This is a genomic window from Mesorhizobium sp. P2_C4, assembly GCF_056404575.1.
Genome location: NZ_JBFUDT010000005.1, coordinates 264,413 through 278,921 on the forward strand (window position 1 = coordinate 264,413; position 14,509 = coordinate 278,921).

Annotated in this window: 14 protein-coding genes; 7 read left to right on the forward strand and 7 right to left on the reverse strand. The window is 63.2% G+C overall.

Annotated elements, in window-relative coordinates; all coding sequences use genetic code 11:
• Positions 1 to 56: 56 nt before the first annotated feature.
• From AC1DX6_RS21525 to AC1DX6_RS21540, 4 genes are all read left to right on the forward strand, one after another.
• Complete coding sequence (locus tag AC1DX6_RS21525) at positions 57 to 1,244, forward strand: amino acid ABC transporter permease (protein WP_477317012.1); 1,188 nt, start codon at positions 57 to 59, stop codon at positions 1,242 to 1,244.
• Between the two features lie 4 nt (positions 1,245 to 1,248).
• Positions 1,249 to 2,412, forward strand: coding sequence for an amino acid ABC transporter permease (locus AC1DX6_RS21530; RefSeq protein WP_477317014.1), 1,164 nt, complete (start codon positions 1,249 to 1,251; stop codon positions 2,410 to 2,412).
• Between the two features lie 75 nt (positions 2,413 to 2,487).
• On the forward strand, positions 2,488 to 3,237 hold the full coding sequence (locus tag AC1DX6_RS21535; RefSeq protein WP_031240865.1) for an amino acid ABC transporter ATP-binding protein: 750 nt from the start codon (positions 2,488 to 2,490) through the stop codon (positions 3,235 to 3,237).
• A 112-nt stretch (positions 3,238 to 3,349) separates the two neighbouring features.
• Positions 3,350 to 4,018 (forward strand): TIGR02117 family protein, encoded by a 669-nt coding sequence (locus AC1DX6_RS21540; RefSeq protein ID WP_477317016.1) that lies wholly within the window; start codon positions 3,350 to 3,352, stop codon positions 4,016 to 4,018.
• On the opposite strand, the gene AC1DX6_RS21545 is transcribed toward AC1DX6_RS21540, so the two are convergent.
• Entirely contained in the window at positions 4,019 to 5,248 is a 1,230-nt protein-coding gene (locus AC1DX6_RS21545) for an FAD-dependent monooxygenase (protein ID WP_477317018.1), read from the reverse strand.
• 19 nt (positions 5,249 to 5,267) lie between these two features.
• Positions 5,268 to 5,513: a zinc-finger domain-containing protein gene (locus AC1DX6_RS21550; RefSeq protein ID WP_477317020.1), complete on the reverse strand. Its 246-nt coding sequence runs from the start codon at positions 5,511 to 5,513 to the stop codon at positions 5,268 to 5,270.
• A 144-nt stretch (positions 5,514 to 5,657) separates the two neighbouring features.
• Between AC1DX6_RS21550 and AC1DX6_RS21555 the strand changes: the two genes are divergently transcribed.
• Together AC1DX6_RS21555 and ppx are read left to right on the forward strand one after the other, a co-directional pair.
• Positions 5,658 to 7,859, forward strand: coding sequence for an RNA degradosome polyphosphate kinase (locus AC1DX6_RS21555; RefSeq protein ID WP_477317022.1), 2,202 nt, complete (start codon positions 5,658 to 5,660; stop codon positions 7,857 to 7,859).
• On the forward strand, positions 7,859 to 9,391 hold the full coding sequence (gene ppx / locus AC1DX6_RS21560; RefSeq protein ID WP_477317024.1) for an exopolyphosphatase: 1,533 nt from the start codon (positions 7,859 to 7,861) through the stop codon (positions 9,389 to 9,391). The genes AC1DX6_RS21555 and ppx overlap by 1 nt, the downstream gene beginning before the upstream one ends.
• Here the strand turns inward: ppx and AC1DX6_RS21565 are convergent.
• From AC1DX6_RS21565 to AC1DX6_RS21580, 4 genes are all read right to left on the reverse strand, one after another.
• A complete protein-coding gene (locus AC1DX6_RS21565) occupies positions 9,384 to 9,806 on the reverse strand; it encodes a DoxX family protein (RefSeq protein ID WP_477317026.1) in 423 nt (140 codons plus the stop codon). The genes ppx and AC1DX6_RS21565 overlap by 8 nt on opposite strands.
• Before the next feature lie 158 nt (positions 9,807 to 9,964).
• The gene (locus AC1DX6_RS21570) at positions 9,965 to 10,387 is read right to left on the reverse strand and encodes a DoxX family protein (protein ID WP_477317028.1); all 423 of its coding nucleotides are present in this window, start codon (positions 10,385 to 10,387) and stop codon (positions 9,965 to 9,967) included.
• 236 nt (positions 10,388 to 10,623) lie between these two features.
• A complete protein-coding gene (fumC, locus tag AC1DX6_RS21575; protein ID WP_477317030.1) occupies positions 10,624 to 12,021 on the reverse strand; it encodes a class II fumarate hydratase in 1,398 nt (465 codons plus the stop codon).
• A gap of 108 nt (positions 12,022 to 12,129) precedes the next feature.
• Positions 12,130 to 12,609 (reverse strand): cupin domain-containing protein, encoded by a 480-nt coding sequence (locus tag AC1DX6_RS21580; protein ID WP_477317032.1) that lies wholly within the window; start codon positions 12,607 to 12,609, stop codon positions 12,130 to 12,132.
• 110 nt (positions 12,610 to 12,719) lie between these two features.
• Between AC1DX6_RS21580 and AC1DX6_RS21585 the strand changes: the two genes are divergently transcribed.
• Positions 12,720 to 13,670 (forward strand): LysR family transcriptional regulator, encoded by a 951-nt coding sequence (locus AC1DX6_RS21585; protein ID WP_477317034.1) that lies wholly within the window; start codon positions 12,720 to 12,722, stop codon positions 13,668 to 13,670.
• A 14-nt stretch (positions 13,671 to 13,684) separates the two neighbouring features.
• Here AC1DX6_RS21585 and AC1DX6_RS21590 read toward each other — a convergent pair whose 3' ends face one another.
• Positions 13,685 to 14,464, reverse strand: coding sequence for an SDR family NAD(P)-dependent oxidoreductase (locus AC1DX6_RS21590; RefSeq protein WP_477317036.1), 780 nt, complete (start codon positions 14,462 to 14,464; stop codon positions 13,685 to 13,687).
• Between the last annotated feature and the right edge of the window lie 45 nt (positions 14,465 to 14,509).

The window sequence follows — 14,509 nt, forward strand, 5'->3', positions numbered from 1 at the left end:
TGATCCGGAAGGCAGATTCTCTGCCTTCCGGTTTCTCTTTCCAGGGGACAGGTCGAATGGCATCGCAGGAAGTTCTTCGCGAGGAGCCGAGCCGCGGTTCCTTCATCAACGATCCAAAAGTCCGCAGTTTTGTCTTCCAGACTGTGGTCGTCGTCTTGCTGGTGGGGGGCGTCTGGTGGATCGTCAACAACGTCATCGACAATTTGACGCGACTTCATATCGCATCGGGGTTCGGCTTTCTGAAAGGGCGCGCCGGCTTTGACATCAGCGACAGTGCGATCGCCTATACGTCCGATTCGACCTATGGCCGGGCCATCATCGTTGGCATCATCAACACGCTGATTGTCGCCGCTGTCGGCATTGTCACAGCCAGCATCGTCGGTTTCTTTGTCGGTATTGGCCGACTGTCGCGCAACTGGCTGATCCAGAAGATTTGCACGGTCTATGTCGAGACTTTCCGCAACATCCCGCCGCTGCTGGTCATCTTCTTTTGGTATTCCGGCGTACTGGCCGTGCTGCCGACGCCCAAGGAAAGCATTCATCTGCCGTTTGGTTCCCTTCTAAACCAGCGCGGCGTCTACTTTCCGCGCGCCGTGTGGGGCGACGGCTCCTGGCTGATCTTCGTCGCTTTTCTGGTCGGCATCGCCATGGCGTGGTTCGTCGCCCGCAAGGCACACCAGCGGCAGATGGCGACCGGCCAGCAATTCCCGGTGTTCTGGACGTCGCTGGCGTTGATCGTCGGACTGCCACTGCTCGCTTTCGCGCTGAGCGGCTTCCCGCTGAGCTTCGATTTTCCAAAACAATCGACCTTCAACCTGACCGGCGGCTTCGTCGTGAAGCCGGAGTTCCTGTCGCTCTATCTGGCCCTGTCTTTCTATACGGCCGCGTTCATCGCCGAGATCGTGCGCGCTGGCATTCGCGGCGTGGCAAGGGGTCAAAGCGAGGCCTCGGAGGCGCTCGGCCTTCGGTCGGGGCAGGCGTTGCGCCTAGTCGTGGTGCCGCAGGCGATGCGTATCGTCATCCCGCCGCTGGCGAGCCAATACCTCAACCTGACCAAGAACTCCTCGCTCGCCATCGCCATCGGCTATCCCGATCTGACGGCAACCGCTGGCACCGTGCTCAACCAGACCGGCCAGGCGATCGAGTGCGTGCTGATCATGATGACGGTCTACCTGTCGATCAGCCTGCTCACCTCGCTGTTCATGAACTGGTTCAACGCCAAGATGGCGCTGGTGGAGAGGTAGGGCCATGCAAGAACACGACATGTCTTGGGTCCGTACGGAAATGGTGCTGGCGCAGCCCGCGCCGGCCGGGGTAACCGGTATGGGCGCCTGGGTTCGCAAGAACCTGATCGGTTCGGTCAGCGATACCATCCTGACCATCATCGGTATCGCCCTGGTGGCACTGATCCTGCCGCAAATCATCAATTGGGCCTTCATCAACGCGCAATGGACCGGCGCCGACCGCACCGTCTGTCTCACGGCGGCGCAGGCGCAGGGCGGCATTCAGCCCGATGGCTGGTCCGGCGCCTGTTGGGCCTTCGTCAATGCCAAGTTCGGCCAGATCCTTTTCGGCACCTATCCGATCGAGGAGCGCTGGCGGCCGATCCTTGTCGGCATATTGCTGGTCGCGCTGCTCGTACCGATGCTGATGCCCCGCGCGCCGCGCAAGGGTCTCAACGCCATCCTTCTGCTCATCGTCCTGCCGATCGTGTCCTTCATCCTGCTCTCCGGCGGGGTGTTCGGGCTGCCCTTGGTCGAGACGTCGCGCTGGGGCGGGCTCATGGTGACACTGTCGCTCTCCTTCGTCGCGATCGTCGTGTCACTGCCGCTCGGCATTGTGCTGGCGCTCGGCCGACGTTCGAGGATGCCCATCGTCAAGACACTGTGCGTGATCTTCATCGAGACCGTGCGCGGCGTGCCGCTCATCACAGTGCTGTTCATGGCCAGCGTCATGCTGCCGCTTTTCCTGCCGGCCGGCGTCACCTTCGACAAGTTCCTGCGCGCGCTGATCGGCGTCTCGCTGTTCTCGGCCGCCTATATGGCCGAGGTGGTGCGCGGCGGCCTGCAGGCCATTCCGAAAGGCCAGTATGAAGGCGCCGATTCGCTCGGCCTCGGCTACTGGCAGAAGATGTATTTCGTCGTCATGCCGCAGGCGCTGAAGCTGGTCATTCCAGGCATCGTCAACACCTTCATCGGCATGTTCAAGGACTCCAGCCTGGTCTCGATCATTTCGATGTTCGACCTGCTCGGCATCGTCAAACAGAACTTCTCCGACCCCAACTGGGCGACGCCCGTGACGGCCAAGTCCGGGCTGGTGTTCGCGGCCTTCGTGTTCTGGCTGTTCTGCTTCGGCATGTCGCGCTATTCAATGTACACGGAACGCCGGCTTGACACCGGCCACAAACGCTAAAAACAAAAAGGGGACCCTGCCATGGTCATAGAAAATGCGGTCAGCGCGGAAGAGATCAAGGTCAACGCCGCCAAGATGCATATCTCCACCACCGATGTCGCCATCGACATCATCGCCATGCACAAATGGTACGGCGAGTTCCATGTGCTGAAGGACATCAATCTGAAGGTGATGCGCGGCGAGCGCATCGTCATTTGCGGTCCTTCGGGCTCCGGCAAGTCGACGATGATCCGCTGCATCAACCGGCTGGAAGAGCACCAGAAGGGCAAGATCATTGTCGACGGCAAGGAACTGACCAACGATCTGAAGAAGATCGACGAGGTGCGCCGCGAAGTCGGCATGGTGTTCCAGCACTTCAACCTGTTCCCGCATCTGACCATTCTGGAGAACTGCACGCTGGCGCCGATCTGGGTGCGCAAGACGCCGAAGAAGCAGGCCGAGGAAATCGCCATGCATTTCCTCAAGCGCGTGAAAATCCCGGAACAGGCCAACAAATACCCCGGCCAGCTGTCCGGCGGCCAGCAGCAGCGCGTGGCGATTGCCCGCTCGCTGTGCATGAACCCACGCATCATGCTGTTCGATGAGCCGACCTCGGCGCTCGACCCGGAAATGATCAAGGAAGTGCTGGAGACGATGGTCGGTCTGGCCGAAGAGGGCATGACCATGCTGTGCGTCACCCACGAGATGGGCTTTGCCCGCAAGGTCGCCAACCGGGTGATCTTCATGGATCAGGGCCAGATCGTCGAGCAGAACACGCCGGCCGAATTCTTCGACCATCCGCGCCATGAGCGCACGAAGCTGTTCCTGTCGCAGATCCTGCACTGAGACTTCTCATGCCAAACGGAAGAGCCCGGCCGAAACCCGGCCGGGCTCTTTTTCGTATGGATCGGTAGATGCCGGGCTCGTTGTGTAGCGGCAGAGTGCAAGGGTGCCATCGATGAAGAAGCTCTGGCGCATCCTTGGCCTGCTCATCGTCGTGGCGCTGCTTGCGGTGGCGCTGGGCACGCTGGTGCCGCGCCCGCTTTGGCGGGCGGCCAACGCCAGCACCGCCGCTCCGCGGCATATCCTCGTGCTGAAAAATCCGATCCACACCGATATCGCCATTCCGGTCGACGACGCCCTGCGTCAGCGCTTTCATTTCCTGGTCGATGCGGGCATTCCCGCCGATAGTCCCGAGGTTCGCTACATCGTCTTCGGCTGGGGCGGCCGCGCTTTCTATCTGGAGACGCCGACCTGGTCGCAGCTGAAAGCGGTGCCGGTGGTCAAGGCGCTGACCCTCGATGCATCGGTGATGCATGTCGATGTCGCCGGCGACATCACCGAACCGCGCCCAGACGTGACCGGCTTCGATATTGGCGAGGAGCGGTTTGCCGCGCTGCTCGATTTCATCGATGCGAGCTTCCAGCAAGGACCGAACGGCCCGATCCTTGTCCCGGACGCGGCCTATTCCAGGTATGACGGCTTTTATGAAGCCAACGGCCATTTCAATGCGCTGGTCGGCTGCAACACCTGGACAGCGGCGGCCTTGCGCACCGCCGGCCTGCGCACCGGCTGGTGGAACCCGTTGCCGGTCTCCCTCGGCCTGTCGATGCGGCTTTATAACTAGCTATCGACGTCCGCCGGTTTCGGGCGCACGCCAGCCGTAGAGCCAGTCAAGATCGGCGGCGAGCTTTTCGGATGAACGCATCGCCAGGAACAGGTTGCGGGCCACCGCCACCGGCCCCGCAGCGTGCCAGGCGAGGCGATTGACGGCGCCACGGCGGGCAGCCTTTGCCACACGCGGACGCCGTTCCTGTTCCCACGCGGCAAGCGCAGCCCTGAGATCGGCAGGCGAAGCGGCCACAAAGCCGGCAAGCGTTGCGGCATCCTCGATCGCCATTGCCGCTCCCTGTGCGGCAAACGGCGTCATCGCATGCGCCGCATCGCCGATCAGTGCGATGCCGTCAGGCGTCGTCCAAGGTTGCTTCTGGTCCACCGTATGGATCGGCCATGCCGTCCACGGCCCGGCATCCTCGACAAGGCGGATTAGTGCCGAAGCCGTGCCGCGCATGGCACTGGCGAGGATCTTGGCATCGGCGTTGCCGGACCAGGTCTCGGCGATGCTTTCGCCCTTGGTGAAGGCTGCGAGGTTGAAGGCGGTGCCTTTGCTAACCGGATAGGCGACGAGGTGGAAGCCGGGATGCAGGAAGGTGGTGACGCAGTCGGTTGCACCGACCGCCGCGAAGGCTTTTCCGGCGGCGCTGTCGGCACCAACCGTGGCGCGCCAGGCCAGTTCGCCCGAAAATCGGCTTCTGGACGAAAATCCGCCGAGAGCGCGGGTCGCCGACCAGACGCCATCGGCGCCGATCAGCAGGGCCCCCTCGGCCACGACGGTCCTCTCGGCAATGTCGGCCGTTGCGGTGGGGCCATGCGGCCCTGTGCCGACGCTGCTGACGCGCGCGCCGGTGACAAGCTCGATAGCAGGCAATTCCGCCACGCGCGCCGTCAGCGCGCCTTGCAGATCGGCGCGGTGAGCAACGAGATAGGGGGCCTGCCAGCGTTTTTCGACCATGTCGCCAAGCGGTACGCGCGCCAGCTCGCGCAAGGTTCTTGCATCCCGAAGCACGACCGCCTCAGGCCGCACCGCCGCCGGCAGCAGCCGATCGAGCACGCCGAGCTGGCGAAGGATGCGCGTCGCGTTGGGGGAAAGCTGGATGCCGGCGCCAGCCGCTTCAAGGCGCGGCGCCTGTTCGAACAGCTTTATCGGATAGCCGCGTTCGGCGAACGCAAGGGCAGCGGTCAGCCCGGCAACACCCGCCCCAGCGATAACGATCTGCCGGGACTGCGTGTCGCTCATTGGGATTGTCGCGAGGGAATCAGGCGGCCTGGTCGATGTACAGGCACCCGGCCGGCGCCGTTTCCGTCGCCTTCAGCTTGGGCGAATAGCGATAGAGCGTCGAGCAATAGGGGCAGACTTTTTCGTTGTCGTCGCCCATGTCGAGAAACACATGCGGATGGTCGAAAGGCGGATTGGCGCCGGTGCACATGAATTCCTTGACGCCGATGTCGATCGCCGCGTGGCCCGCATCGTTCTGGAAATGGGGAATGGAACCGCCTGCCATCGTCGTCTCCTTGCTCTCTCAGGAATTGCATCTGGATCATATCAAGTCTCTTTGCAAGATCGATGAAATGAAACTGTCGCAAAAGCCTGTCAGAGGATAAGTTAAGCCGGTTAACCGGCGAGCGGTGCGGGAAGAGCAGGAATCATGAACGAACTGAAGCCGGTGCAGAGCGAATTCACCACCGTGGAAAAGGCGAGGTCCGAGGGCGGCAACCCCGATCGCTTCGTCAACCGCGAGTTTTCCTGGCTGCAATTCAACCGGCGCGTGCTCGAGGAATCGCTCAACGACAACCACCCGCTGCTCGAGCGCGTCCGCTTCCTCTCGATCTCGGCCGGAAATCTCGACGAGTTCTTCATGGTCCGGGTCGCCGGTCTCGCTGGCCAGGTGCGCGAGGGCATCACGCTGAAGAGCCCGGATGGCCGCACGCCGGAGCAGCAGCTCGAACAATTGCTGCGCGAGGTCGAGCGGCTGCAGGAGGACCAGCAGAAGAGCCTTTCGGCGCTGATGCTGCTGCTCAACAAGGAAGGCATCGAGAGCATCGCCCGTGACGCCCTGACCAAGGACGAGAAGGTCTGGCTGGAAGACCATTTCCAGGAACAGGTGTTTCCGGTACTGACCCCGCTGTCGATCGATCCGGCGCATCCGTTCCCGTTCATTCCCAATCTCGGTTTCTCGATGGCGCTGCAACTGCGCCATCGCAAGAACGGCGAGGAGATGAGTGCGCTGTTGCGCCTGCCGGTGGCGCTGAAGCGCTTCATCCGTCTGCCGGACCGCAAGCATCATGTCCGCTTCATTCCGCTGGAAGAGGCGGTTGGCCTCTATATCGGCAAGCTGTTCCCCGGCTACGAGGTCAAGGGCTCCGGCACGTTCCGCATCATCCGCGACAGTGATATCGAGGTCGAGGAGGAATCCGAGGATCTGGTGCGGCTGTTCGAGACGGCGCTGAAACGCCGCCGCCGCGGTTCGGTCATCCGCATCGAGTTCGACAGGCTGATGCCGGATGAATTGCGCGACTTCGTCGCCGGCGAGCTTGGCGTGTCGTCGAGCCGCATCAGCGTGCTTACCGGTCCGCTGGCGCTCAGCCAGATCTCCGAAATCGTTGCGGTTGCCCGCGACGACCTCAAATTCACGCCTTACAATCCGCGCTTTCCCGAGCGCATCCGCGAACATGGCGGCGATTGTTTCGCCGCCATCCGCGAGAAGGACATCGTCGTTCACCACCCTTACGAATCCTTCGACGTGGTGGTGCAGTTCCTCCGTCAGGCGATGGCCGACCCGGAAGTGGTGGCGATCAAGCAGACGCTCTACCGCACTTCCAACGACAGCCCGATCGTGCGCGCGCTGGTCGACGCCGCCGAGGCCGGCAAGTCGGTCACGGCGCTGGTCGAGCTCAAGGCGCGCTTCGACGAGGAAGCCAACATCCGCTGGGCGCGCGATCTCGAGCGCGCCGGCGTCCAGGTCGTCTTTGGCTTCCTCGAATTGAAGACCCACGCCAAAATGTCGCTGGTGGTGCGGCGCGAGGATGGCAAGCTGCGCAACTACGTGCATCTCGGCACCGGCAACTACCATCCCGTCACCGCGCGCATCTACACCGACCTGTCCTTCTTCACCACCGATCCGACCATCGCGCGCGATGTCGCCCAGCTGTTCAACTTCATCACCGGCTATGCCGAGCCGACCGATGAGATGCGGCTGGCCATCTCGCCCTTCACGCTGAGAAGCCGCATCCTGAAGCACATCGCCGACGAGGCTGCCCATGCGCTCGAGGGCAGGCCAGCGCGCATCTGGATGAAGATGAACGCTCTCGTCGACCCGATCATCATCGACGCGCTCTATGATGCCAGCCGCGCCGGCGTCGAGATCGACCTCGTCGTGCGCGGCATCTGCTGCCTGAGGCCACAGGTGCCGGGCCTGTCGGAAAACATCAGGGTCAAGTCGATCGTCGGACGTTTCCTCGAACACAGCCGCATCTTTTGCTTCGGCAACGGTCACGGCCTGCCGTCCGACGAGGCGATCGTCTACATCGCCTCGGCCGACCTGATGCCGCGCAATCTCGACCGCCGCGTCGAGACTATGGTGCCGATCACCAATCCAACTGTGCATGAACAGATCCTTGGCCAGATCATGCTGGGCAACATCATGGACAACCAGCAAAGTTTCGACGTATTGGCTGACGGAACCTCCCGGCGTGTGATGCTGGAGGAGGGTGAGGAACCGTTCAACGCGCAGGAATATTTCATGACCAATCCGAGCCTGTCCGGACGGGGCGATGCGCTGAAGTCGCATGCGCCCAAGCGCATCGCGCAGTTCAAGCGCCGCAAGAAAAACGCCGCAGCGTCCGGCTGATGATTGCAACGTCCCAGGGCCGGCTTCAGGGCCGCCGACCGCTGTCCATCATCGACATCGGATCGAACTCGATCCGCCTAGTCATCTATGAGGGACTGGCGCGGTCGCCGACCACGCTGTTCAACGAGAAGATGCTGGCCGGCCTCGGCCGCGGCATCGTTTCGACCGGAAAGCTCGATCCCGAGGCGGTAACGCGCTCGATGGAGGAATTCCGGCGTTTCCGCGCCCTTTCGGACCAGGCCGGCGCCGAGCACATGTATGTGCTGGCAACCGCCGCCGCGCGCGAGGCGGTCAACGGGCCCGACTTCATCCACCGTGCCGAGGATGTGCTCAAGACCGAGATCCGGGTGCTGAGCGGCCGCCAGGAAGCGCACTATTCGGCGCTCGGCGTCATTTCCGGTTTCCATCCGGCCAACGGCATTGCCGGCGATCTCGGCGGTGGCAGCCTTGAACTGATCGACGTCAACGGCGAGGCGATCGGCGACGGCATCACGCTGCCGCTTGGCGGCCTGCGCCTGCAGGACATGGCCAAGAATTCGCTCGCCCAGGCGGCAAAGATCGCGCGCGAGGAACTGGCGCGGGCAAAGCTGTTGAAGGGCGGGCAGGGCAGGGCCTTTTATTCGGTTGGTGGCACCTGGCGAAATCTCGCCCGGCTGCACATGGAAATGAGCAACTATCCGCTCGGCGTCATGCACCACTACGAAATCCCGGCCGAAAGTGCCTCGAATTTCCTCAAGCAGGTGGCGAGGGGCGAGATCGAGAAGGTCAAGGGTATCGAGGGCGTCTCCAAGAACCGCCGCTCGTTGCTGCCGTATGGTGCCATCGTGCTGCAGGAAATCATGGCGGCGATGCAGCCGTCGAAGATCATCGTCTCGGCGCTCGGCGTGCGCGAGGGCTTTCTCTATTCGCTGCTTGATGAAGCCGAGCAGAAGGCCGATCCACTGATTTCCGCGGCGGAGGAACTGGCCCAGCTGCGCTCGCGCTCGGTCACCCACGCGCATGAGCTTGTCGAATGGACGGGAAAGGCTTTCGCCGCCTTCGGCATCGACGAAACCGAGGACGAAGTCCGCTATCGCCAGGCCGCCTGTCTGCTCGCCGACATCGGCTGGCGCGCACACCCCGAATATCGCGGCAAGCAGTCGCTCAACATCATCGCTCACGCCTCTTTCATCGGCGTCGATCACCCCGGCCGCGCCTTCCTGGCGCTTGTCGGCCTGTTTCGCCACGAGGGCGTGTTCAACGAAGCCGCGCCCGAAATCCGCGGGCTGGCAACGCCGCGCTATCTCGAGCGCGCGCGCCTGCTGGCGGCGCTGCTGCGCGTCGTCTACCTGCTGACGGCGGCGATGCCGGGCATCATGCCCAGGCTGAAATGGGAACCCCGCCCCAATGGCGCGCTGGCGCTGGTGCTGCCCGCGGCGCTGGTCGATCTCTACGGCGAGCGGCCCGCAGGCCGGCTGGCGCAGCTGGCGAAAATCACCAACCGCCGGCTGGTGCTGGCGGTCGAGGGCGGGCCGAGCATTTCGGTCAAGTAGCCTCAGACCCGATCCCGAAGGTCCGGCCGTCGATCGACCAGGCACCTGCGCCGGCAATCGCCAGCGCCAGGAACCCGCCTGATATGGCGATGTCTTTCATCAGCATCTGCTGTTGCAGGAAGGTCAGCATCGGGTCGTCGCCGCCCTGGCCGTAGTGGCCGATGAAGCCTGCCGCGATGCAGAAGGCGGCGAGCAGCAGCGACACGATGCGCGTTTGGAGGCCGACCAGGATCAGCAGCCCGGCGATCAACTCGAACAGGCCCGTCCCCCAGGCCGCCAGCGTCGGCAGCGGCAGGCCGAGACCGGTGAAATAGCCGATCGTGCCGGAAATGTTGGCAAGCGCCTGGAAACCGGACGGCACGAACAAAGCGGCAAGCAACAGGCGAGATAGCAGCAGTAGCGCATTGCGGGGCATGGTCACCTCCGTTGTCGGTCGGGCCGGCTGGCCCTGTTCCTCAACCCCGACGCGGCGATCTTAGCAGGAATCGGCTGGCCGGGACGCCATGCACAGACAACGAAAAAGGGGCCCGGAAAATTCCGGACCCCTTTTGTTGCATTTCGCGTAAGTGGGCTTCAGCCGCGCTTGGCGTCGACCGAATAGGCGCCGGCGCCCGAGGAGGCCAGCAGGAGGAAACCGCCCGTAATGGCGAGATTCTTGAGAAACTGGATCATCTGCATCTGGTCGGCCCAGCCGGTGTGGGCGACCAGCCCGGTGGCGATGGTGAAGATCGCGAGCACCCAGGCGGCAATACGGGTCTGGAAACCGACGAGGATGGCGAGACCGCCGACAAGTTCGATGAGACCAACGACGATTGCCGTCACGGTCGGCAGCGGCAGGCCGAGGCTACCGAAGTAACCGGCGGTTCCGGAAATGGCGGTGAGCTTGCCGAAGCCGGAAAGCAGGAAGATGGCGGCGAGCAGGATGCGGCCGAGCAGGATGGTGGTGGAGCTGTTGGACGCGGCGCTGGCGCCGGCAGTGGATGTGTTGATGGACATGGTGGCTCTCCGAAAAAGGGTTGATGCCCCGTCAGATAGACCAAGCCGACTGTTCACCAAAGCCGCCAGTCCGACGACACATTGTTCACAGAGTGTACATTTCCGTGATCGGGCGAAGGACGCAAAATTCGTGTCGGGTCAACCTTTGACGGCAGTAAATTTTCCCGCCGCCAAATTTCCGGTTTCTCGTCGACGCAGTCCTCAAGGGAAGCGCTAAGCGCTTTTCCTGGAATTGCTTATCCTGGATGCGTCATGTCCTCGGGCCGCACCAGCCGGTCGTAGTCGGCTTCGCTGACTAGTCCGGTGGCCAGCGTTTCCTCGCGCAGCGTGGTGCCCTTCTTGTGCGCTGTCTTGGCGATCTTGGCGGCATTGTCGTAGCCGATGGTCGGCGCCAGTGCCGTCACCAGCATCAGCGAGCGGTCGAGTGCCGCCTTGATGTTGTCTTCCCGCGCTTCGATGCCGACGACGCAATTGTCGGTGAAGGAGATCGAGGCGTCGGCCAGCAGCTGCACCGATTGCAGGAAATTATAGGCCATCAGCGGGTTGTAGACGTTGAGCTCGAAATGGCCCTGGCTGCCGGCGAAGGTCAGCGCCGCATTGTTGCCGAACACCTGCACGCAGACCTGCGTCAAAGCCTCGCACTGCGTCGGGTTGACCTTGCCCGGCATGATCGACGAGCCCGGTTCGTTTTCCGGCAGCGAGAGTTCGCCAAGGCCGGAGCGTGGGCCGGAGCCGAGGAACCGAATGTCGTTGGCGATCTTGAACAGCGCCGCAGCCGCCGCGTTGATGGCGCCGTGCGAGAACACCATGGAATCGTGCGCGGCGAGTGCCTCGAACTTGTTCGGCGCGGTGACGAAATCGATGCCGGTGATGTCGGCAATGCGCGCCGCCACTTTTTCGGCGAAACCGACCGGCGCGTTGAGGCCGGTGCCGACGGCTGTGCCGCCTTGCGCCAGTTCCTGCAGGCCGGGCAGCGTCAGCTCGATGCGCTTGATCGACGAGGCGACCTGCGCCGCATAGCCGGAAAACTCCTGGCCAAGGGTGAGGGGAGTCGCGTCCTGCGTGTGGGTGCGGCCGATCTTGATGATGTGGGCGAACGCCTTGGTCTTGGCTTCGAGCGCCGCATGCAAATGCTTCAGTGCCGGCAGCAGGTCGTGCACGATGCGCTCGGCGCAGGCGATGTGCATGGCCGTCGGGTAGGTGTCGTTCGACGACTGGCTCATATTGACGTGGTCGTTGGGATGCACAGGCTTCTTCGAGCCCATGACGCCGCCCAGCATCTCGATCGCCCGGTTCGAGATCACCTCATTGGCGTTCATGTTCGACTGCGTGCCTGAGCCGGTCTGCCAGACGACCAGCGGGAAATGCTCGTTGAGCTTGCCGTCGATCACCTCTTGGGAGGCTTCGACGATCGCCTTGCCGACGGCCGGGTCGAGCCGCTTCAGCTCCATATTGGCCTCAGCCGCCGCCCGCTTGACGATGCCGAGCGCGCGCACGATCGAGGCCGGCTGCTTTTCCCAGCCGATCTTGAAATTGCCGAGGGAACGCTGCGCCTGCGCGCCCCAGTAGCGGTCGGCGGCGACCTCGATGGGACCGAACGTGTCGGTTTCGGTTCTGGTCTTTGGCGCGCTCACGGCTCTCTCCGAATGTCGAATTCGGCAACGGCGTATCGCGTTGCACAAATCGCTTCAAGCGGAGATTGCGAGGAGAGAGGATGCGAATCGGTTGAAGGGGCTGCGCTCTCACGCCAATGGCGGGCCGACGATGTCGATGCCATTGTTTGAGCAAAGCTGCACCAGAGCCGCGATGATTTCCGGCGTCGGTTCCATCTGGGGTGGCAATTCCGGCCGTTCGGCAGGGCGACCCGCCTGGCGCAGAAGCGTTTCGAAATCCGCACCGCGCGTGACGGTGAGGGTGCGCGCGCCTTCGGGCGACTCGACCCGGTAGGTGTGCGGCAGGCCTTTCGGCGCGATCACCGTATCGCCGGGCCCCGCAAGTCGTTCCCGGCCGTCGACCTGAAAGCGCATGCGCCCTTCCAGAACATGAAACACCTCATCTTCCCGGCGATGCACATGCAGCGGCGCAGAGTCGCCAAATGGCATGCGATGCTCGACCACGCAGATGCCGTCCTGTCCTGCGGCCGACGGGATGTGGATCGCGATGAGCGTGTTGTTGAACCAGAAGAGTTCCTTGCCTGTGATCGTCCCGGGGGTCATTGTCATGGCTCTCTGCTCCTTTTGTCGCCTGTGCCGACTGGGCGGCGCTGACGACGATCTAGCCAAGGACATGCCCGCTACGGAAATCGAATGATCGTATGGGATGAATTGATGCGATGAATTTGAACGCGCTCGACCTCAATCTTGTCCGGGTGTTCGACGCGCTTTTGCGGGAAAGAAGCGTCACGCGCGCCGGCGAGCAGATCGGCCTCAGCCAGCCTGCCGTCAGCGCTGCGCTCAATCGCCTGCGGCATGTCCTCAACGACCAGTTGTTCGTGCGGCGCGGCAATGACATGGTGCCGACTCCGCGCGCCGAGAGCCTGGCGGAGCCTTTGCGCGTGGCGCTTCGCGAAATCGAACGTGTCTTCCAGTCCACGAAAAGCTTCGATCCGGCGCAGCTCGACCGAACCTTCACGCTGATGGGCGCGGACTTCTTCTCCATGATGCTGATGCCGTTTCTGGCGGCACGTATCGCCGACCTGGCGCCCCGGGTATCGTTCCGCTTTCTGGACAGCGCGCGCGGTGACGTTTCGAGGCTACTCCAGGAGGATGAAATCGACGCGGCACTCGAACGTCCGCTGACAGTTTCCGACTGGGTCTCCAGCACGCCGCTGTTCCATTCGCCCTTCGCGATCATTGCGGCGAGGGACAACGCCGCGATCCGGCGGAGCGGGATCGCGGATGGCGAGCGCCTGCCGGTGGACCTTTTCTGCGAACTGCCCCACGTTCTTCGCTCCATCGACGGTTCGATGTCGGGCTCCACCGACGAGGCGCTGGGCAGGATCGGGCGGACGCGTCGTGTAAGCCTGGCATTGCCGCACTTTCAGGCTGTCGCGCTGGCGGTGGCGAACGGAAACCATCTTGCCGCGGTTCCCAGGCAGTTCGCGGTTTGGGCGGCGAAGAGCCTGCCGCTCGCCATCTTTGAACCGCCGCTCCCCATTTCTGTTCCTGAAGTCAGGATGTACTGGCACGCGCGCCACGACGACGAGCCGCCGCATCGCTGGGTTCGCGATCAGATACTCGAAGCTGTTGGCGTGCTTGGTTTCAGGGACTCGGGCGGCTCGTAACGGCCGACCGCTTCTCACCCCGCAGTATACCCGCCGTCGATGGCAAAAATGCCACCGCTGGTCCACGCCGCCTCGTCGCTGGCCAGATACACGGCAATGCCGGCGAGGTCCTGGGTCTGGCCGATGCGGCCGAGCGGATAGCTGCGCTCGACATAGGCTTTCAGCTCGGCCTGTGCTGCCGCCGGCAGGTTTTCGATCGATTTGCGCCGCATCGCGGTGTCGACCGTGCCGGGGGCGATGGCATTGACCCTGATGCCGCGCGGACCGAGCTCGAAGGCTAGCGATTTGGTCAGCGAATTCAGCGCGCCCTTCGACAGCGAATAGAGGCTCGAGGGCCGCTTCGGGATCATCTTGTTGGCGAAATAGGACGAGATGTTGATCACCGAGGCGCCGCTTGGCGTGAAATGCGGTAGCAGGCGCTGGGTGAGGAAGAACGCCGCCGTCACATTGAGCGCGAAGGATTGCTGAAACTGCTCTTCGCTGACGGTCTCGAAGGGCACGAGATAAGCAACGCCGGCATTGTTGACCAGGATATCGAGCGGCCGGCCGGATGTTTTCACCCCGGCAACCACCGCGTCGATGCCGGTGTTGGTGGCGAGATCGGCCGACAGTGTTTCGACCGCAGCGCCGCCCATCGCCTCTCGGGCCAGCGTGACGCGCGCCGCCTCCAGCTTATTGGTGTCGCGGCCGACGATCAGCACATCGGCGCCTTCGCGCAAAAACGCCGCCGCTATCGCCAGGCCGATCCCGTCCGATCCGCCCGTCACCAGCGCCCGCTTGCCGTGAAGTCTCATGGGATGCTCCCGTCATCGTCGCGCCAGGAGTGCAGCGCCGACGCG

Bases quoted from the DNA above. Each gene is read 5' to 3' on its own strand.
- AC1DX6_RS21525 (WP_477317012.1), top strand. From the start codon at position 57: ATGGCATCGCAGGAAGTTCTTCGCGAGGAGCCGAGCCGCGGTTCCTTC.
- AC1DX6_RS21530 (WP_477317014.1), top strand. From the start codon at position 1,249: ATGCAAGAACACGACATGTCTTGGGTCCGTACGGAAATGGTGCTGGCG.
- AC1DX6_RS21535 (WP_031240865.1), top strand. From the start codon at position 2,488: ATGCATATCTCCACCACCGATGTCGCCATCGACATCATCGCCATGCAC.
- AC1DX6_RS21540 (WP_477317016.1), top strand. From the start codon at position 3,350: ATGAAGAAGCTCTGGCGCATCCTTGGCCTGCTCATCGTCGTGGCGCTG.
- AC1DX6_RS21545 (WP_477317018.1), bottom strand. From the start codon at position 5,248: ATGAGCGACACGCAGTCCCGGCAGATCGTTATCGCTGGGGCGGGTGTT.
- AC1DX6_RS21550 (WP_477317020.1), bottom strand. From the start codon at position 5,513: ATGGCAGGCGGTTCCATTCCCCATTTCCAGAACGATGCGGGCCACGCG.
- AC1DX6_RS21555 (WP_477317022.1), top strand. From the start codon at position 5,658: ATGAACGAACTGAAGCCGGTGCAGAGCGAATTCACCACCGTGGAAAAG.
- ppx (WP_477317024.1), top strand. From the start codon at position 7,859: ATGATTGCAACGTCCCAGGGCCGGCTTCAGGGCCGCCGACCGCTGTCC.
- AC1DX6_RS21565 (WP_477317026.1), bottom strand. From the start codon at position 9,806: ATGCCCCGCAATGCGCTACTGCTGCTATCTCGCCTGTTGCTTGCCGCT.
- AC1DX6_RS21570 (WP_477317028.1), bottom strand. From the start codon at position 10,387: ATGTCCATCAACACATCCACTGCCGGCGCCAGCGCCGCGTCCAACAGC.
- AC1DX6_RS21580 (WP_477317032.1), bottom strand. From the start codon at position 12,609: ATGACAATGACCCCCGGGACGATCACAGGCAAGGAACTCTTCTGGTTC.
- AC1DX6_RS21585 (WP_477317034.1), top strand. From the start codon at position 12,720: ATGAATTTGAACGCGCTCGACCTCAATCTTGTCCGGGTGTTCGACGCG.
- AC1DX6_RS21590 (WP_477317036.1), bottom strand. From the start codon at position 14,464: ATGAGACTTCACGGCAAGCGGGCGCTGGTGACGGGCGGATCGGACGGG.